Origin of the sequence: Nocardia sp. NPDC058114 (genome assembly GCF_042884695.1) — a bacterium.
Classification (GTDB): domain Bacteria; phylum Actinomycetota; class Actinomycetes; order Mycobacteriales; family Mycobacteriaceae; genus Nocardia.
In genome coordinates, this window is record NZ_JBHVTK010000006.1 from 71,606 (window position 1) to 89,875 (window position 18,270).

The following is an 18,270-nucleotide window of genomic DNA, read 5'->3' on the forward strand; positions in this document are numbered from 1 at the left end:
CATGTGGCAGTTCGTATTCCGTCGAGTCGCACAGGCGGTTGTGGTGCTGTGGGCGGCCTACACCGTGTCGTTCCTGCTCCTGTTCGCTCTGCCGGGAGACTCCGTGGATGCCGTGGCGGGCGCGTCGGGCGCGGCGACGACGGTCGATCCCGCGGAACTGGACCGTCGGCGCGCCGAGTACGGCTTCGACGAGCCGCTGTTCACCCAGTACGCGCATCATCTCGCGGATGCGCTGCGCGGCGACTTCGGCGCGTCCTTCGCCAGCGGTGAGCCGGTGGGCGCGCTCATCGCCGAGGCGCTACCGCAGACTGTGCAGCTGACCGTCCCGGCCCTGGTGCTGGCGATCGTCCTCGGCACGACGGTGGCCACCCTGGCCACCTACCGGGTGAGCCGCTGGCTCCAGCAGTTGCTGCTGTCGCTGCCCTCGCTGGCCATCTCGATCCCGACGTTCTGGATCGGGTTGATGCTGATCCAGGTGCTGTCGTTCCGGGTGCCGGTATTCCCGGCGTTCGGCAACGACGGATGGCGTGGCCTGGTGCTGCCGACGATCACCCTGGCCGTGCCGACCGCGGCTCTGCTGGCACAGGTGCTGGCAAAGAGCCTGTCGAAGACACTCGACGAGCCCTATGTGCAGACCGCCCGGGCCAAGGGCGTGGGTCCGACCAGGATCCGGCTGCGGCACGCGCTGCAGAACGCGTCGTTGCCCGCGCTCACCGTCGTGGGATTGCTCGTCGGCGGCCTGCTGGCCAACGCCGTGCTGATCGAGATCGTGTTCTCCCGCAACGGATTGGGCCGGATCGTCGTCGACGCGGTCACCTTGCAGGACGTTCCGGTGGTGCAGGGTGTCGTCGTCTTCAGCGCAGTGGTCTTCGTCTCGGTGAACCTGCTCGTCGACCTGATCTATCCGCTGCTCGATCCGCGGATCGTCCCGAGCAGAGAGAGGAGTGCGGCGTGACAGCCTCGACGATCATCGCAGTGGTCCCTGCCCCTTCGACTACCGAGCCGCCCACCGAAAAACCCTCCGCTCCGAGCCGATTCGACCTCGCCGGGACCGCGCGGTTCCTGCTCCGCCGGCCGGGTCTGATTCTGTCGATCCTGGTGGTGGGGTCCGTTGTGCTCGCAGCCTTCGTCCCGGAACTGTTCGCCTCTCGCGATCCGCTGCGCGCGACGCCCGCGCAGCGGTTCGCGCCACCGAGCACCCAACACTGGTTCGGCACCGACGAACTGGGCCGCGACCACTACACGCGCGTGATCCACGGCACCGCGCTGTCGTTGCAGGCGACGCTCATCGCGGTGGGGGTGGCCCTGGTCGTCGGCGCGGCGATCGGGTTGCTCGCCGGATTCGTGCGCGGGTGGGTGGAGAGCGTCTCGATGCGGCTCGTCGACGTGGTGCTGTCGATTCCGGCGCTGTTCCTGTCGCTGGCCCTGGTGACCGCGCTCGGGCGCGGGACCGTCGAGATCGCCGTCGCCGTCGGCGTCGCGGGGGTGGCCGGTTTCGCGAGGGTGATGCGGGCCGAGGTGCTGCGGGTCAGCGAGGCCGACTATGTCGATGCCGCGCGCGCGTCCGGAACACGCTGGTATGTGGTGATGGTGCGGCACGTGCTGCCGAACGCGCGCGGCCCGGTACTCGTGCTCGCGACGCTCGAACTGGGCACCGCGGTACTCGCGGTCGCGTCGCTGAGCTTTCTCGGTTTCGGCGCCGCGCCCCCGGCGCCGGAGTGGGGCACCTTGATCGCCGGCGGCCGCAACTACCTGGCCAACGCGTGGTGGCTGTCGACCCTGCCGGGTCTGGTCGTCGTCGCGACCGTGCTGTCGGTCAACCGGATCGCCCACGCGCTCGACGGCGAATGGAGCCGTCGCGCGACACCACACCTACCCGCCGGCGACCGCGCCCCCGCGGCCGTTTCCACCACCGAGACCGAGGAGAAGCATCAGTGACGACGACGAACAGCCAGCAGAATCCGGTAGTCGCGACCGGGAACGGGGATTCGCCCGGGTTTCCGGCGCTCACCGAACCTCTGCCCGGCCTGCGCGAGTTCCTCATCCACAAGCGTGCGGCGCTGCTGGCGCTGGAGGCGAAAGCCGAGCAGACACCGCCGGTCGAGCCGATCGTGATCCGTGCCCACACCGTCGCGGAGGGGCGCAGTGGCGTGCGCCGCATCAGGATTCGCGATCACCAGATCATCAGCGACTCACCACCCGAGTTCGCCGGGTACGACCTGGGTCCGGGATCGCCCGAGATCCAGCTGGGAGTGCTGTCGAGCTGCCTGACCCATATCTTCGAGATCACCGCCGCGCGCCACGAGATCGTGCTCGACGAACTGCGGGTCGAGGTGACGGCCGAGATCGAACCACGCCGAGGCACACCGGGTTTCGAGAACGCGCCGGTCGAGCCGCACAACATCGGCTACCAGGTGTTCGTCACCTCCCCCGAGCCCGCCGACCGGATCGACGAACTGTTCCGGATCGTGGAGGCACAGTGCCCCATCCTGGCGTTGCTGACCAATCCGCAGACGATCACCGGTTCGCTGACGCTCACCCCGACGCCATCGGATGCGCGATGACCTCGATCGCGCAGCGCCTCGAGCGGCTGGAAGCGGAGGGGGAGATCAACCGCACCTTCTTCCGGTTCTTCGAACTCGTCGACAGCCGCAGCTACGAACTCATCGCACCCGAATGCCTGGCGCCCGACGCGCAGATCGAATACCGGCTCCCGGCGCCACACAGCTTCAGCGGCCGCGACGAGTTCACCCGGTACATGGTCGACAGGGTCGCGCCGCGCTCGCAGCGAGTGGCGCACGTCCTCGGCCAGACCGTCGTGGAATGGCGCGGTGATACCCCGCGGCTCAAAGCCCGTGCGACGGTGTGGCACTGGTATCAGCAGTATGCCGACCGGGGCGATCTACGCCCGGCCGACTGGACCACGATCGGCCATGTCGAGGACGATTTCGCGTTCGTCGACGGAAGATGGCTCATCGCACGACGGCTCGTCACACCGGTCGCGGGATTGGTGGCCGCCGGATCACCACCGCCGAGCCTGCCCGAACCCGTCGCCGTGCGGTCAGCTCACGCGCTCACGCTGCCCGGATCGGCCGGGGGAGCGTAGGCGCGAAGGAAGGTATCGACGGCGCCCTCGGCGACGAAGCGAATGTCGGCCGCGGGCACGTCGCGCGTTCCCATGCGGGAGCGTGCCTCGGCGGGAGCGCTGAGCATGGCCAGCAGCTGTTCGGCCGCTTGATCGGGGTCGCACGGACGCAGCTGACCCGACAGCACCAGCCGTGCCAGCCGGTCGGCCAGGGCGGGGCCGAGCCGATCGGAGGTTCGGTTCTGCACGACCTCGATCAGATGCGGAAAGCGGGCGACCTGGGCGTAGGTCAGCCATCGCAGGGCGCGCGAACGATGCTCGCAGTTCACCTCGAGGATCTCGCGCGTCACTTCGTGCAGGCTCGCCCGCAGATCGGCCACCGGCGTGCGTAAGCGCTCTATCGCGGCGAGGTTGTCGGCCAGGACGGATTCGGCCGTCGCCGCCATTGCCTCGTCGAACACGCGCTGCTTGTCCTCGAAGTGGTTGTACACCGTCTGCTTCGAGACCCCGGCCTCGTCCGCGATGTCCTGCACGCTCGACTGGTCGTACCCCTGGCAGGAGAACACCGAGAACGCCGCCTCCAGAATCGCACGCCGTTTGTCGATACGTCCACGTGCCGCCGGCAGATCCACCACGCCTCTACTTTACCGATAGGTGCCTCATACCAGACCGGTGAGTCCAGTTCGGCGTACCCGGTGTGGCCCGTGCTTCGACTCGGCGGCAACCGATGTCGACTACCGCTGTGCGCCGAGTGTCGATATCGGAGGAAGCGTCGGCCTCTTGACTTTCCTGATGGGAAAGTTGATCCTTGACTTTCCAACCAGGAAAGTGAGACCACCATGGAGAACATCGCTCCGGACCAGGCACGAGCCGCGCTGGCGGCGGTCGAGCACGCGCGCCGTCGAGTGGCCGAGGAGGTCGGGCTGCCACGCGGGTACTGGTGGGCAATGGCCGCCGGGTGGGTCGTGCTCGGTGTGATCGGTGACCTCGGGCCATCATGGCTGATCATCGCCGCGACGCTGATCTTCGGTGCGGGGCACTCGTTCGTCGCCTCGTGGTTGCTCGGCGGGCGTCGGCGGACCGACCAGGTGCATGTGAGCGCGGCCGTGGCCGGACGCCGCACCCCGATCGTGGTTGTGGGCATGCTGTTCGCGCTCGTCGGCCTCACCATCGGCGTGGCGATGGCTCTGAACGCGGACGGTGACCGTAACCCCGGAATCTGGGCCGGAGTGCTGGTTGCCGCGATCATCGGCTTCGGTGGTCCGGAAATCCTTCGCGTCCTGCGGCGTTGGTTCCGCGCGTGACGCAGGCCCGCTTCGACGGACTCATCCATCCCAGCACCAGGCTCTCGCTGGTCGCGACGCTCGCAGCCGCCGACTGGGCGGAGTTCGCCTTCCTCAAAGATCGCCTGGGGCTGTCGGATTCGGCCCTGTCCAAGCAGCTCGCGACCCTCGAGTCGGCCGGTTATGTCACCACCGAACGCCGCCTGGACGGCAGCCGCCGCAAAGTCCGCGCGCACCTGACCGAGCGTGGACGGGACGCCTTCGCCGGCCATATCGCCGCCCTGCAGGAAATCGTCGCCGCCGCGACACCGGCCACACCGTCCTGATTCGACGGGCCTGACCTCGCAGGCCCCAGGTCCTCGCGTTCTGGCAGTGTTTCGTCGAGGCCAGTCTTCACGCCGTTGTTCGCGCTCGTTCCGGTGTCGAGCCGAACCGTGCGAGCAGAGTCGATTCGGCGTATTCGTGCCGGAACAGACCGCGCCGGCGCGGGATCAGGACGACCTCGTCGACGAAGATCTCCAAGCCGGAGGCAAAGGCGTCGGGCATCAGGTTGAAACCATCGGCGGCGCCCGCGCGGAACCACTGTTCGATCGTGTCGGCTACTTCCTCTGGTGCGCCGATCATCCGGCGGTGACCGCCGTCGCCCGCGATGTCGGGCTTTCGGGCATCCACGATCTGGGCCCCGGCATTCTGCCGGGTCGGCGGCGGTGCTCGAGGATCTCGGCGTTCGGATGAACCGCAACTTAGCACCCATTAACGCAACATTTACTTGCTTTAACTCGCTAATGCTAGTTATTCTTGCATTAGTGACGATTAGTCGCAGGCAGTTGCAGGGATTGTGAGCGTGGAACCCGGGACTGTGGCCCTTGCGGAACGGGAGACGAGAGGTAGACCGCTTCGCCGCCGGAAAGGAGACCAGGATGGTTGTGTTCCTCGCTTGTGCGGTCGGGGTGACAGTGATGCTGTATTGCGCCCTGCGTTCGGGTATCCGTGTCGAGGAACGTGACGATGGGTGGCACCTGATGATTCACGGGCGCCTTCCGTCGAGGTCGAAGCTGTCGTCGGTGCTGGCCTCGATTCCGCCGCGGGTCGCGGTTCATGTGGATGTGGCCGTGCCCGATCTCAGCGACTCGCTCGTCGCGACCATCAACGACTGGCAGGAAAATTTCGAAAAAGCCGGCGGATTCGCGGTTGTCCACGAGATCGGCCGCCCGTGGTTGAGTGTCGGCTTGTCTGCCGTGGACCGGTGCGGTGTCGTGACCTCGGCCGAACGGTCACCCAGGACCTTGCTCATCACGTGTGCGGACTCGCGGATCGTGCCGAAGATGATCGGGGCAACTGGGCCGGGGGAGATGATCGTGGTGCGCAGTAGCGGCAATATCGTCCCTGCGCGCGGTGCGCGGGCGCGCTCCGGTCTGCTCATCGACACCACGGTGGCGGCCGCGGTCGACTTCGCGGTCGAGGAGCTCGGAGTCGACGACATCGTGGTGTGTGGGCATTCCGTGTGTGGTGCGATGTCCTCGGCACTGCGCGGAGTGGGCGAGGACATCGCGGAGTCGAGCGACTGGATCGAGCAGGCGCGACCCAGCGTGGTTCGGATGAGCGGCGGTCGACCGGCTCCTGTGCTCGACCCGACTCCCGCCGAGGATTCGGGCAGCGTCGTTGACGAGCTGTCCAAGTACAACGTGGTCCAGCAGATCGAGCACCTGCGTACCTATCCCGCCGTCGTCGCGGCCGAACGCGCCGGTCGACTGCGCCTGGCCGGCATGTACTTCGAGATCGCCACGGCACGCATGCATCTCATAGATCAGCGGTGACCGCGACTCGCTGGGTTCTGCTGGGCTTCACCGAGTGTCCACCGTCGACGGCGAGCCGTCGTCATCAGACCGGTGAGCGCAAACGACCTTTTGCACACCTTTGCGCAGGTGTGGGATGGTGGTGGGTGAAAGGACGGACGTGACTGCGACGACGCACTCGACCACCGTCGGCCTCGGGCCGCGCGCACTGGCCAACCGGCGACGCATCGTCGCTGTGGCCGGGGACGAGTTGCTGCGAAATCCCCTGGCGAGTATGGAAGACATCGCCGTTGCCGCGGGGATGGTCCGTCGCACCCTCTATGGTCATTTTCCCACCAGGGAAGCGCTGATCGACGGCATGCTCGACGAGGCCTTCGAACAGGTCGGTCGCGCACTCGACGGTATCGACACCGCGCAACCGCCCGCCCGGGCGACCGCGGATATGACGGTCGCACTGTGGGCGGTCGGCGACGAGTTCCAGTTGCTGCTGCGCTTGGACGAAGCCGGGTCGAGGGCCCGGATGGCCGACCGGCTCGCGCCCGTCCGCGCCCGGCTGATCACGTTGATAGCGGCTGGTCAAGCTGACGGAACCTTCGCTGGTCATCTTCCGCCCGCGGCGTTGGCCAGGGTACTCACGGCGCTGGTGCTCGAGCTGCTGAACGCGCACAGCGATGGTGAATGGGTCGGTGCCGAAGCCGCGCGCGACGCTGCCGTGGCTTGCCTGATCGCGGTCGGCGTCGACCGTTCCGGTGCCGCGGAGATCGCCCGGTCCGCCGCTGAGGCTGCGCAGCACTGATCGCGGGTGTGCTCGTCGGGCGATCGCTCGTCGAAACATCCTGTCCCCGAACGGATCCAAGGTGTGCTCTCCGGCACGAACCCGGGTGGGTGTGAGTCCCTTCACGAGTTCTTGCACATCGGTGTGCAATGGACGTAGTTTCACAGGTACGTGCAATTGCACGAAGGTGTGAAAATGTCGAAGGAGCGGGATATGACCAGCCAGGTGGCAACTGTGCGCATGGCGTACGCGACCAAGACCTCCACCGGGGGCGCCCCCGTCGATGCGTCCTCGTGGACGCTGCGCGGTGTGGGCGCGATCCGCGTCCTGTACGGCCTCGTCGCGTTCGCCGCGCTGATCCTGGGGACCGATGTCGGCACCGGAATGGCCGTCCCCGTCTTCGTCGTGGTCGGCCTCGTGTCCGTCGTGCTCGGCCTGGCCACCGTTGCGCTGACTCCCCGGCTACTGGACCGCGACGACGCTGTCCTGGCCGCTGTTGGCGTAGACGCGATCCTCGTGGTCCTCGGCGTGGCCGCGCTCATGGTGGGCTGGGATCAGTTCACGGTCGCCGCCGCCGTCGTTGTCCTCGGCGCGGTGGTGATCGGGGCGTTGTCCGCGGCGGTCGTCGCCATCGTCACGGCGGTGCGCGAAGCCTGATCCGCTGACGCGGTGTGAAGTGCCCGAGCGGCGCCCCCGGAATTCCGGAGGCGCCGTTCGTGATCGGATGCGGTGCGGGTGATGAGTTCTTCGCGACCTCAGCCCAATCCCAGCGCAGCCAGCTTTCGGTACAGGGTTGCGCGTGAGATGCCCAGCGCCTCAGCGGTTTTGAGTCTGTTTCCGTTGGCTCGCCGAAGCGCGCCGGCGATCGCTTCGCGTTCCGCTTGTTCCAGATGGCTCAGGCGTTTGTGGGGGGAGGTGTGCGTCGTGGTGGTGGGCAGGTCGGCGGGTTGTAGGCGTGGACCGGTGGTGTGATCGAGTGCGGCGCGCAGGGTGCGGCTGAGCTGGGCGACATTGCCGCGCCAATCACGTTGGCAGAGTTCACGAATGGTTGGCACGGCGAGTCCGACGGTGCCCGCGCTGAAGCGACGGACGAGGGTTTCGGCGAGATCGGTGACGTCTTCGGGGCGGCGGGACAGGTCGGGAACCTCCACGACATATTCGAACATCGTCAGCAGGCGAGGGTCGATGTCCTCGGCACGCTCGGCGGTGAGGGTTGCCACGGCGAAGCCGTGATCGTCGGCGTCCAGTTCGGCTCCCAGCGTTGCCAATTCATCGGAGCCGCGATGAGTGAGATCGCCGAGCAGCCTGCCCTCGCTCACCATTCCCGCTGTCGCGACACGGTTGCCGGTCACCGCGCCGGCAAGGGCGGTCTTTCCTACACCCGGCGAACCGTAGAGGAGCAGGCGGCCCTCGGTGGTGCCTGCTCGCGCTGCCGAATGGACGGCTGATTGCCACAGCCAGCTGCGGCCGGGGAGTTCGTCGAGTATCGCGTCGACGAGGGCGGAGACAGAGTCCGAGGTGGGCGAGGACCGAGTGGGTTTCGCCGGCATGGTCGACAGCTGCAGCAGGGCTCCCGCGACATCGCCGGAGTGGTGAACCAGTCGCAGCCCGACATCGATGGGGGAGCCGTCACTCGCGGTCAAGCGCAGTGGTTGCCCACCGAGGGCGATGGTTCGCTGGACCGACTCCCACAGCTGGTCGTGGGAGTAGCGGGAACCGACCAGCGCCGACGCGAGGGTGTTCGCCATGATGATGCGATCGTTGAGGGCGATCACGGGTCGACGTGATCCTCGGCGATCGGCGTGCAGGAAGGCGTCGAGCAGGGCGCGGTCGTCGGCGGCGTATCCGCTGAGCAGGCGATCCCCGGCATCGCGGGCGGCGCGCTCGACGAGTGCGGCGAGGACCTCGTGGGGGGCGCCGGTGGGACAGACGAGGTCGAGAACGCCTTCGATGCTTCCGCTGCCGGGCCGGATCACCGGCACTCCGACAGCGACAACGGGGTCGAAGCATCGGTTGAAGTGTTCGGCGCCGTCGACGATGGAGATCGCGCGTTCCTCCAGCACGGTTCCGAGCCCGGTCGATCCGACGCTGGCCTCGTCGAACCGCGCACCCTTCAGTACCCCCATGCCATCGAGCAGGGTGCCCATCGAGGTGCTGGAGACCCACCGGTCGGCGATGTAGGCATCACGGTCGGTCACCATCATCGCGAATTCGGCGGTGCCCAGCTGGGCCATGATGTCGTGAACCACGGGTCGGACCGCGCGCAGCAGTGCGCTGTCGGGGTTCATCGCGGAAGCGAAGACCACGGCCGGTTCGGTGTCGGGGCGGACGCCGCCGAGCTTGGCGCGCTTCCACGCACGCAGCGTGGCCGGGCGGACATCGGCAGATTCCACTCCCTCGTGCAGAAATGCTTCCCGCGCCGCGGCAATCAGCGATTGATCATTCATAGCTCTCCTCATCGTCGCTGCTCAGCACGGGTAATTCGCATCACCACCTTGTGTGACCGGCAACACACTTGCCCTGATGGTAACCCCGAACACCGGCGAGGAGTGTCTCAGATCTGCGACACGAAGTCGCGCTGTCGAAGGAATCGGTCGGTGCGATCTCGAAATCGAGACACTGCGAGGTGACGCGGCGCACATAGCCTTCTTTCACGGCACTCGCCGAATTCAATTCTTTCTCGATGCAGCGGAGGAACAGCTCATGGAAGAGCGCGTCCTATTTCAGAGTGATGGCGAGACCTTGGTCGGCACCCTGTTCCGGCCCGACGGTGTGGAGGGCCCCTTGCCCACGGTGGTTGCCGGCGGTGGCTGGTGCTACGTCAAGGAAATCGTCCTTCCACATGTCGCGCGAATCGTGGCCGAGCAGCAGGTGCAATTCCTCGGATTCGACTATCGGGGATTCGGTGAGAGCAGCGGCGCCCGGCGCCAGCACATCGATCCATGGGAACAGATCGCCGATTACAAGAACGCACTGAGCTATGTCGAAACTCGCGACGATGTCGATGCGCAACAGTTGGGAGTGTTCGGCATCTCCTACAGCGGCGGGCACGCCCTGGTGCTGGCCGCCACCGACAGCCGCGTGAAGGCCGCGGTGAGCGTGGTTCCGGTGGTCGAAGGCTATGACAACATGCGCCGTGCGCACGGTGAAGTCGCGTTCGCGGAACTGGAGGCGGCGATCCTGGCCGACCGCAGGATTCGCGCCGGCGGCGGGGAAGGGGCGACCCTGCGCATGAGTTCGCTGGAGCCATGGAAAGAGCTGTCCACCTGGCCCTTCCCGCGAATCGGTGAGGTGTTCAACAAGCTGAGGGAGTCCGGGGAAGCCGAGCGTCATGAGCACTGGAGCACGCTCGAGTCCACCGAGTTGCTGCTGAACTACTCGGTGTTTCCCTTCCTGCCGCGCATTCTCGACAAGAAGGTGATGATGATCGTCGCCGAGGGCGACAACATCACGATGTGGGACCGCGAGATCGCGGCATTCAACGACATCGCCAGCCCGGCGAAACGTCTCGAGATCTTGCCCTCGGTCAGTCACATGAGTTTGTACTCCGACCAGCGCGACACCAATGTCGCCGCCGCGAAGGCCGCCGATTGGTTCGGCTCCGCATTCAGTTCGTCGAACTGAAACCCAGTCCCTCACACATTTATTGACAATGGGGTCGTTAGATGAATATTCCCGTTCGGTGGATCATCTTGATCGGATCGTTCACCGCTTATCTGTTCGACGCGCTGGAAATCGTCATTCTGTCGCTGGCTCTGCCGTCGATGCGCGCAGACCTCGGTATCAGTGTCGTGCAGGGTGGCCTCTTGGCCACGTCGACCTTGCTCGGCATCGGCGCCAGTTCGGTCACGGTCGGCCGGATCGCCGATAAGCACGGCCGGAAGGCGGCCCTGTTGGGCAGCCTGGTGCTGTTCGGTCTGTGCACGGCATCGGTGGCGGTGATGCCGAGCTTCGGCTGGATCATGGCGTCGCGGTTGGTCGCCGGTTTCGGGTTGGGCGGTGTGTGGGCGATCGTGTCGACCTATGTGGTCGAGTCGTGGCCCGAGCGGGAACGGGGCCGCGCCGTCGCGTTCGTGATGAGCGCGTTCCCGGTGGGTGGCATGCTCGCGGCGCTGATCGCGGGCGCCTATGCCGCGAACTGGCGGGCGATGTTCTTCGTCTCCGGGGTCGGCGTGATCGTGCCGATTGTGCTGATCTGGCGGTTCTTCCCCGAATCGCGCGAATGGCTCGACAACGTCAGCGCTCGCCGCGCGGCGGGCGAAGCGCCGACAGCGAACACCCGGGAGATCTTCGGCCGCACGCTGATTCGCTCCACGGTCCTGGGCACCACCGTGTGTTCGCTGGCATTGCTGGGCTTCTGGGGAGCCAGCGCCTGGCTGCCCACCTTCCTGGCTGAAGACCGTCAGGTCCCCGCCACCACAGTCGCGGTGTTCATCAGTGTGCTGAACCTGGGAATGTTCTTGGGGTACAACGTGTTCGGGTTCATCGCCGACAAGGTCGGCCGAAAGCGCGCGCTCATCGCCTCGCTGCTCGGGACCGGCCTGGTGCTTCCTCTCTACGTGGTGGTCGCCAACGAGACGACACTGCTGGTGCTCGGGCCCGCCTACGCCTTCTTCGCCGTGTTCACCGGCATTCTCGGCAGCTATCTCGGCGAGCTGTATCCCACCGAGCTCCGCGCGACCGGTGCGGGCTTCTGCTTCAACGTCGGCCGCGGTATCTCGGCGCTGGCCCCGCTGCTGCTCGGCTACCTGGCGGGCACCACCGGTTTCGCCATCGGCTTCGCGCTCTGCGGTGGGCTGTTCCTGCTCGCGGCCGTCGCCGTCATCGCGCTGCCCGAGCGCTACAGCCCGGCGACTGCTCTGCCCCACGGCACGTTCTCGGCCGAAGACGACGGAGTGAAGCTGTGAAAATCCGTGGTGCGGTCCTCGAACAAGCGGGAGCCGACACTCCGTTCAGCCAGTCCAGACCGCTGCGAGTGTGCGAGCTCGACCTGGCCGACCCGCGGGACAACGAAGTCCTGGTCCGGGTGGAGGCCGCCGGGGTCTGTCACTCGGATCTGTCGGTACTCACCGGAAGCAGGCCACGGCCGCTGCCGATGCTGCTCGGTCACGAAGCCGCGGGATCGGTACTCCGGGTCGGCGCCCGAGTCGAGGACATCGAGCCGGGAACCCGGGTCGTGATGACGTTTCTGCCGCGGTGCCGCGACTGTGCGGCCTGTGACACGGCGGGGCGCGTGCCGTGCCCAGTGGGCTCCGCGGCGAACGCGGAAGGCATCATGCTCGACGGTGGTCGCCGCCTGACCCGCGACGGCTCGACTGTGCACCATCACCTCGGGGTGTCGGCGTTCGCCACCCACGTCGTCGTCGACCGGCGCTCGGTGGTGCCGGTGGGCGACGACGTTCCCGCCGAGGTCGCGGCCGTGCTGGGATGCGCGGTGCTGACAGGTGGCGGTGCCGTGCTCAATGTGCGTGCGCCGGTACCGGGGAACACGATCGCCGTCGTCGGTCTGGGTGGAGTGGGAATGGCCGCGCTGCTGGTCGCGCTCGCGCAACGGGATTGCCGTGTCATCGGCATCGACACCCTCGACGACAAACTCGACTCCGCCCGAGCGCTCGGCGCGGACGACGTGTTCACGCCTGCCCAGGCCATCGACAACGGAGTCGAGGCCGACATCGTCGTCGAGGCGGCAGGCCATCCACGCGCACTCGAGACAGCGATCGCGTGCACCGCGGTCGGCGGGACCACGGTCACGGTCGGACTGCCCGATCCGCAGGCGCAGATCACCCTCTCGCCGTTGCGTCTCACCAGCCGTGCGCAATCCCTGGTCGGCAGCTACCTCGGTTCCGCCGATCCCGCCCGCGACATCCCTCGCTACGAGCGGCTGTGGCGAGAAGGTCGCCTGCCCGTCGAACGGCTGATCTCCTCGCGCATCGCCCTCGACGACATCAACACCGCCATGGACCGCCTGGCAGGCGGCAACGAGATCCGCCAGATCATCACCTTCGGAGACGACATATGACCGAACACCTCTACGACGCGCTCATCATCGGCGCCGGTTTCGGTGGCCTCGGCGCCGCCGCCCAACTGACACGCCGCGGCATCCGGAACTTCTGTCTGCTGGAAGCAGGCGACGAGATCGGCGGTGTCTGGCGCGACAACACCTATCCCGGCGCCGCGTGCGACACCCAGTCGGTGATCTACTGCTACAGCTACCTCCCGCACCTCACGGTGTCGCGGATGTACGCGGGCCGGGACGAGTTGCTGAGCTATCTGCACCATCTCGCGCAGCACTTCGCACTCACCGACCACATCCGTCTCGGCACCAGAGTCGTGCGGGCGCAGTGGGACGAGTCGAGGTCGCACTGGGTGGTGACCGACCAGAACGGCAACGAGTTCCACACGCGCGCACTGATTCCCGCGTGGGGGCAGCTCGGCAGACCGCACATCCCCACCTTCACGGGCCAGGATTCGTTCCGCGGCACCATGTTCCACTCCGCGCGCTGGGACCACACCGCCGACCTGACGGGCAAGCGAGTCGCGAGCATCGGGGCGGCGGCGAGCGCGGTCCAGTACGTTCCCGAGATCGCCGCGTCGGCACGGCAGCTCGTGGTCTTCCAGCGTTCGGCGAACTACATCCTGCCCCGCAACCAGCAGGTGTTCACCAGCGCCGAACGCGATACGCACCAGAACGACCCGGAAACCTTTCACGCGCTGCGCGAGCGCATTCACAACGAACGTAAGGCGGGCTTCGATCGAACCAGGCGCGGAACAGACGACCAACGCGACGGTGCCGACGATGCCCGCCGCCATCTGGAAAGTCAGGTCGCCGACCCCGATCTGCGTGCCGTACTGACTCCCGGCTACGACTTCGGATGCAAGCGCATCCTGCGCAGCGACGACTACTACCCGGCCCTGACCCAGCCGAATGTCACCGTGGAGACCGCGAACATCTTGCGCTTCACCCCCGACGGCGTGCTCGTCGGCAACGGCGAGTTCTACCCACTGGATGTGGTCGTCTTCGGCACCGGATTCGCCAGCCAGTCTTTCCAAGGCGACACCGCGATCATCGGCCGCGGCGGCCGATCGCTGCACGAGCGATGGGGCAGTACCCCTGAGGCGTATCTGGGCATGCTCGTCGACGGCTTCCCGAACATGTTCCTCGTCTACGGGCCCAACACCAACCTCAATCACAACTCGGTCGTGGCGATGCTCGAAGTGCAGCACGAATTCATCGCCGAATCCGTCGAACGGCTGTGTGCCTACAGCGAACTGAACATCGATGTCGAGGAGTACGCGATCCGCGGGTACAACGCGTGGCTGCAGGTGCAGCTCGAGGATTCGGCGTTCACCTCGGAATGCTCGTCGTGGTACAAGAACAGCGACGGCAAGGTCATCAACAACTGGTGCGGCACCGTCGAGGACTACCGGCGATTGGTGACGGCGCGGACGCGACCCGAAGCGGTGCGTTCGTGAGCACTGAATCACCCGATCGCGGCCTCGACGACGTGGCCGCCGACCAACGAGCTCTCATTCGCGCTTTCCGCGACAACGGCAGCGCATCGTTCGACACCCTCGGTGTCGATGCCGCGCGCGCATCCTATACCGCGGGCTGCGCGAGCAACGGGCTGCTCCGGGTCGAGCTGGCTCGCGTCGAGGACATGAACATCGGTGCGGAGCAAGACCTTCCGATCAGGTTGTACAGCAACTACCCGGTCGGCTCCGCGCGCCCGGTCCTGCTGTTCGCCCACGGTGGCGGCTGGGTGATGGGCAGCCCGGACACCCACGACACCCTGTGCCGTTATCTCGCCGCCCATGCCGACGTGGCGGTGGTTTCGGTCGACTACCGTTTGGCCCCCGAACACCCGTATCCCGCCGCCGTCGAGGACATGCGCACCGCGACCCGGTGGCTGATGGAACACGGAATCGAGCACGGTCTCGATGTCGAACGGGTGATCGTCGGCGGTGACAGTGCCGGTGGTCAGCTCGCCGCGGCGATCGCCGCGGAGTGTCCCCGTGTTCGCGCCCAGATGTTGCTGTACCCGGTACTCAGCCTCGCCATGGACACCGCCTCCTATCACCGCGTCCAGCACGGGTTTCCGCTCACCGCGGCGACCATGCACTGGTTCACCGACCTCTATCTCGGCGGCATCGCGACACCACGGGACGCACCGGACCTCAACCCCGGCCTGCACCCACACCCGATCCCCACCTTCTTGTCCACGGTCGGCAACGATCCGCTCTGCGATGAAGGCATCGACTACGCCGCGACCTTGGCCGCGTGCGGAGCGCCGATCACCCACATCCATCTGCCCCGGCACGCGCACGGCCTGTTCACGTCGGCGGGGGTGGTCGCAACCGGTCGGGCCGTGCTGGATCAAGCCTGCGTTTTCCTGGCTGCCATCGCCCATGAGGAGGTCGACCGAGGGTTCGCCCCGACCGGTGAACCCGAAGGAGCACAACGATGATCGACGCAACAGCAGTGATCGCCGACACCCCGCAGGGCCTGTGGCTCGACGGAGCAGCGGTCGATGCCACCGACGGCTACCGGTACCCGGTCCTCGACCCGGCCACCGGCGACACCCTGACCACCGTCGCCGACGCCCGCGCCATCGACGCGATGCTGGCCATCGAGTCGGCCGATCGAGTCCAGCGCCCCTGGGCCGCCACCGCACCCCGCGAACGCTCCCAGATCCTGCGCAGGGCATGGGAGTTTGTCACCGAGCGCGCCGAAGATCTCGCGTTGCTCATGACCGCCGAGATGGGACGTGCCCTGCCGGACAGTCGCGCGGAGGTCGCCTACGGCGCGGAGTTCTTGCGCTGGTTCAGTGAGGAAGCGGTGCGCGTTCAGGGCCGATACACGCACGCACCGGCAGGCAACGGCCGGATCCTGGTCACCAAAGCCCCGGTAGGGCCGGTGCTGGCGATTACCCCGTGGAACTTCCCATTGGCCATGGGAACCCGCAAGATCGGTCCGGCACTGGCCGCGGGCTGCACTGTGATCGTGAAGCCTGCGGCCGAGACACCGTTGACCATGCTGGCGCTGGCACGGATCTTCGCCGAAGCAGGCCTGCCCGCCGGTGTCCTCTCGGTGCTGCCGACCTCCGATGCCGCATCGATATCGACGCCGCTGTTCGCCGACCGCCGCCTGCGGAAGCTGACCTTCACCGGTTCCACGCGGGTCGGGCGAATTCTGCTCGCCCGTGCGGCTTCCGGGGTGTTGCGCACCTCGATGGAACTGGGCGGCAATGCTCCCTTCCTGGTCTTCGACGATGCCGACCTCGACGCCGCGGTCGACGGTGCGATGGCCGCCAAGATGCGCAACGGCGGACAAGCCTGCACGGCCGCCAACCGTTTCCTGGTCGCCGACGCTGTGCTCGAGGAATTCACCGCCCGGCTGACCGACCGCATGGCCGCGTTGACCGTCGGTGCCGGGCATCGGGCGGGCGTCGCAGTCGGGCCGCTGGTCAGTGCCGCCCAGCTCGACAGGGTCGCAGGGCTCGTCGACGAAGCGGTCGCGGCCGGTGCCCGGATACGAACCGGCGGCAAACCGCTGCCTGGTCCAGGTTTCTTCTACCCGCCCACGGTCCTTGACCAGATCCCCGTCCGCGCGCACATTCTCGACCAGGAGATCTTCGGTCCGGTCGCGGTCGTCACCGGTTTCGGCGACGAAGCCGAAGCGATCGACCGAGCCAATGCCAGCGAGTACGGCTTGGCCGCCTACCTTTACACCCGTGACCTCGGCCGCGCCCTACGCGTCACCGATGCGTTGGAGACCGGCATGGTCGCGGTCAATCGGGGAGTCCTGTCCGATGTCGCGGCTCCGTTCGGCGGCGTCAAAGCCTCCGGCCTCGGACACGAAGGCGGCATCGAAGGCATCGACGAATACCTCGACTCCAAATACATCGCGCTCACGAACTGATCCACCGCGACTGCCGCTTCGATCATCGTTGCGGTCATCCGTCCGGATCGTCCTCCGCGGCGACCGCACTCGCGGCGCCGTGGAGGATCATGTCGATGAAGCGAATTCGCAGCTGCGGATCGAGGGGATCACTCAGTACCAAGGCCCGCAACTGTAAAGGGGCGAGCAAGGTTTCGAGCAACATTCGTGGTTCGATGCCGACCGGCAGCTCGCCCCTGCGGACCGCGCGTTCGGTGATCGGGTAGATCGGTCGCAGCGTGGCATCCCACAGGGCGTCTCGCAGCCTTGTCCATCGCGGGTCGTCGCCGCCGAAGGACAAGGCTTGGTTCAGTAACCGTCCCGTCGGTGTGCCGAGACATTCGCTGACGATGTTCAGCAGCTCGTCGAGGTCGGAGCGAATCGAGCCGGTGTCGGGGATCTGGACAGACAAGCCTGCCGCGCTCGACAAGGCATCGACGATGAGGTCCTCGCGTGAGCCCCAGCGTCGGTAGATGGTTGTCTCATGGACCTGGGACAGGGCGACGACCTCCGCGACCGCGAAAGCGGTCAACCCCTTGTCGGCCAGAACTTTCAGTGTCGCGTCGATGACGGATTCCCGTACTCGCGCGGATCGTCCGCCGGGCCGCCGACGTTTCTCCTCATCCACTATTGCACCTCCACCACTGGCCCCCCTGTGATCAACATTGGAAGCCGGGCGGACCCGGCGCAAGGGTGTCCCGCTCGGCAATGTGGTGATATGAAACATACGAAAGATGTTGTGCACCAACTAGTTTCATGATGAACGGATGTCGAGGCCGTGTAGTCCGTGCCAGCACAAGGTGCTGATCGCTTCCACCGCGTGGTGCTTGGGTACGAGCATTCCGGCCCGATGCCAATCCGAGGCAGCGGTCAGACTGGCGCCGACCAAGCCGAAGGCCAGCATTCGCGCCCGTGCCTGCTCGCTGTCGTGCGGGCACAGTCGTTCTGCGATGGCGCCCGCACAGCTCGACAGTGCTGCGCGGACTCGCAGTTCGACCGACGGCTCACTGGGCACGCCGCCACCGAAAACGAGCGTGAGGCTAGAAATGCCCTCGTGATCGATCAGGTCGAAGAAGACCGCGACCGTGCTGTCGACGACCTTCCGATCGGTCTCGGCAGAGCCGAGTGCTCGGTCCACCGTGGCGACCAAGTCGTCGAGCATGCACTGGACGACTGTCAGGTAGAGGTCGAGTTTGCTGGAGAAGTAGTCGTAGAGCACAGGTTTGGTCACGTCGGCCCGGCGAGCGAGCAGGGCCATGGTGACACCGTGGTATCCCTTGGCCACGAACGCCTCTCGTGCGATGTCGAGAAGCTGGTTTCTGCGCGCGATCCTGCGCGTCATGACCTTGTTGTGCCGCTGCGTGTTCGCACTCATCGTCGCCTGTCGGCCGAGA

19 protein-coding genes and 1 pseudogene are annotated in these 18,270 nt (G+C 66.6%); 15 read left to right on the plus strand and 5 right to left on the minus strand.

The window, feature by feature from the left end:
• The first annotated feature begins 1 nt into the window (after position 1).
• Genes ACFVVI_RS22260 through ACFVVI_RS22275 form a run of 4 tightly spaced genes read left to right on the plus strand, consistent with a single transcriptional unit; the run spans position 2 to position 3,106 of the window.
• Entirely contained in the window at positions 2 to 955 is a 954-nt protein-coding gene (locus ACFVVI_RS22260) for an ABC transporter permease (RefSeq protein WP_387446601.1), read from the plus strand.
• The gene (locus ACFVVI_RS22265) at positions 952 to 1,938 is read left to right on the plus strand and encodes an ABC transporter permease (protein WP_387446602.1); all 987 of its coding nucleotides are present in this window, start codon (positions 952 to 954) and stop codon (positions 1,936 to 1,938) included. The genes ACFVVI_RS22260 and ACFVVI_RS22265 overlap by 4 nt, the downstream gene beginning before the upstream one ends.
• Positions 1,935 to 2,564 carry an OsmC family protein gene (locus ACFVVI_RS22270; protein WP_387446603.1) on the plus strand — a complete coding sequence of 210 codons (630 nt, stop codon included), beginning with the start codon at positions 1,935 to 1,937 and terminating at the stop codon, positions 2,562 to 2,564. The genes ACFVVI_RS22265 and ACFVVI_RS22270 overlap by 4 nt, the downstream gene beginning before the upstream one ends.
• Positions 2,561 to 3,106 (plus strand): nuclear transport factor 2 family protein, encoded by a 546-nt coding sequence (locus ACFVVI_RS22275; RefSeq protein WP_387446604.1) that lies wholly within the window; start codon positions 2,561 to 2,563, stop codon positions 3,104 to 3,106. The genes ACFVVI_RS22270 and ACFVVI_RS22275 overlap by 4 nt, the downstream gene beginning before the upstream one ends.
• Here the strand turns inward: ACFVVI_RS22275 and ACFVVI_RS22280 are convergent.
• Positions 3,067 to 3,720: a TetR/AcrR family transcriptional regulator gene (locus ACFVVI_RS22280; protein WP_387446605.1), complete on the minus strand. Its 654-nt coding sequence runs from the start codon at positions 3,718 to 3,720 to the stop codon at positions 3,067 to 3,069. The two genes, ACFVVI_RS22275 and ACFVVI_RS22280, sit on opposite strands and share 40 nt — an antisense overlap.
• A gap of 204 nt (positions 3,721 to 3,924) precedes the next feature.
• On the opposite strand from ACFVVI_RS22280, the gene ACFVVI_RS22285 reads away from it, so the two are divergent.
• Positions 3,925 to 4,389 (plus strand): hypothetical protein, encoded by a 465-nt coding sequence (locus tag ACFVVI_RS22285; RefSeq protein ID WP_387446606.1) that lies wholly within the window; start codon positions 3,925 to 3,927, stop codon positions 4,387 to 4,389.
• Positions 4,386 to 4,694 (plus strand): transcriptional regulator, encoded by a 309-nt coding sequence (locus ACFVVI_RS22290; RefSeq protein WP_387446607.1) that lies wholly within the window; start codon positions 4,386 to 4,388, stop codon positions 4,692 to 4,694. The genes ACFVVI_RS22285 and ACFVVI_RS22290 overlap by 4 nt, the downstream gene beginning before the upstream one ends.
• 67 nt (positions 4,695 to 4,761) lie before the next feature.
• Here the strand turns inward: ACFVVI_RS22290 and ACFVVI_RS22295 are convergent.
• Positions 4,762 to 5,004 (minus strand): annotated as a pseudogene (locus ACFVVI_RS22295) (nitrilotriacetate monooxygenase); the annotation flags it as partial.
• A 284-nt stretch (positions 5,005 to 5,288) separates the two neighbouring features.
• Here ACFVVI_RS22295 and ACFVVI_RS22300 point away from each other — a divergent pair.
• The 3 genes from ACFVVI_RS22300 to ACFVVI_RS22310 all read left to right on the plus strand — a co-directional run bounded on the left by ACFVVI_RS22300 (position 5,289) and on the right by ACFVVI_RS22310 (position 7,596).
• Positions 5,289 to 6,185 carry a carbonic anhydrase gene (locus ACFVVI_RS22300; protein WP_387446608.1) on the plus strand — a complete coding sequence of 299 codons (897 nt, stop codon included), beginning with the start codon at positions 5,289 to 5,291 and terminating at the stop codon, positions 6,183 to 6,185.
• Positions 6,186 to 6,324: 139 nt separating this feature from the next.
• Positions 6,325 to 6,960, plus strand: a complete 636-nt coding sequence (locus ACFVVI_RS22305; protein WP_378992787.1) for a TetR/AcrR family transcriptional regulator — start codon at positions 6,325 to 6,327, stop codon at positions 6,958 to 6,960.
• Between the two features lie 192 nt (positions 6,961 to 7,152).
• Positions 7,153 to 7,596, plus strand: a complete 444-nt coding sequence (locus ACFVVI_RS22310) for a hypothetical protein (protein WP_387446609.1) — start codon at positions 7,153 to 7,155, stop codon at positions 7,594 to 7,596.
• A 98-nt stretch (positions 7,597 to 7,694) separates the two neighbouring features.
• On the opposite strand, the gene ACFVVI_RS22315 is transcribed toward ACFVVI_RS22310, so the two are convergent.
• A complete protein-coding gene (locus ACFVVI_RS22315) occupies positions 7,695 to 9,386 on the minus strand; it encodes a sigma-54-dependent Fis family transcriptional regulator (RefSeq protein ID WP_387446610.1) in 1,692 nt (563 codons plus the stop codon).
• Positions 9,387 to 9,438: 52 nt separating this feature from the next.
• On the opposite strand from ACFVVI_RS22315, the gene ACFVVI_RS22320 reads away from it, so the two are divergent.
• From ACFVVI_RS22320 to ACFVVI_RS22345, 6 genes are read left to right on the plus strand one after another with little or no spacing between them, the layout of a single operon-like run.
• Positions 9,439 to 10,563 (plus strand): alpha/beta hydrolase, encoded by a 1,125-nt coding sequence (locus ACFVVI_RS22320; protein WP_387446611.1) that lies wholly within the window; start codon positions 9,439 to 9,441, stop codon positions 10,561 to 10,563.
• 41 nt (positions 10,564 to 10,604) lie between these two features.
• A complete protein-coding gene (locus tag ACFVVI_RS22325) occupies positions 10,605 to 11,846 on the plus strand; it encodes an MFS transporter (protein ID WP_387446612.1) in 1,242 nt (413 codons plus the stop codon).
• Positions 11,843 to 12,958, plus strand: a complete 1,116-nt coding sequence (locus tag ACFVVI_RS22330) for an alcohol dehydrogenase catalytic domain-containing protein (protein ID WP_387446613.1) — start codon at positions 11,843 to 11,845, stop codon at positions 12,956 to 12,958. The genes ACFVVI_RS22325 and ACFVVI_RS22330 overlap by 4 nt, the downstream gene beginning before the upstream one ends.
• Positions 12,955 to 14,412, plus strand: coding sequence for a flavin-containing monooxygenase (locus ACFVVI_RS22335; RefSeq protein WP_387446614.1), 1,458 nt, complete (start codon positions 12,955 to 12,957; stop codon positions 14,410 to 14,412). Before ACFVVI_RS22330 ends, ACFVVI_RS22335 begins: the two co-directional genes overlap by 4 nt.
• Positions 14,409 to 15,404, plus strand: a complete 996-nt coding sequence (locus ACFVVI_RS22340) for an alpha/beta hydrolase (RefSeq protein ID WP_387446615.1) — start codon at positions 14,409 to 14,411, stop codon at positions 15,402 to 15,404. Before ACFVVI_RS22335 ends, ACFVVI_RS22340 begins: the two co-directional genes overlap by 4 nt.
• Positions 15,401 to 16,858 carry an NAD-dependent succinate-semialdehyde dehydrogenase gene (locus ACFVVI_RS22345; protein WP_387446616.1) on the plus strand — a complete coding sequence of 486 codons (1,458 nt, stop codon included), beginning with the start codon at positions 15,401 to 15,403 and terminating at the stop codon, positions 16,856 to 16,858. The genes ACFVVI_RS22340 and ACFVVI_RS22345 overlap by 4 nt, the downstream gene beginning before the upstream one ends.
• Before the next feature lie 34 nt (positions 16,859 to 16,892).
• Here ACFVVI_RS22345 and ACFVVI_RS22350 read toward each other — a convergent pair whose 3' ends face one another.
• Entirely contained in the window at positions 16,893 to 17,621 is a 729-nt protein-coding gene (locus tag ACFVVI_RS22350) for a TetR/AcrR family transcriptional regulator (RefSeq protein WP_387447010.1), read from the minus strand.
• Between the two features lie 9 nt (positions 17,622 to 17,630).
• Positions 17,631 to 18,251, minus strand: coding sequence for a TetR/AcrR family transcriptional regulator (locus ACFVVI_RS22355; protein WP_387446617.1), 621 nt, complete (start codon positions 18,249 to 18,251; stop codon positions 17,631 to 17,633).
• Positions 18,252 to 18,270: the final 19 nt, after the last annotated feature.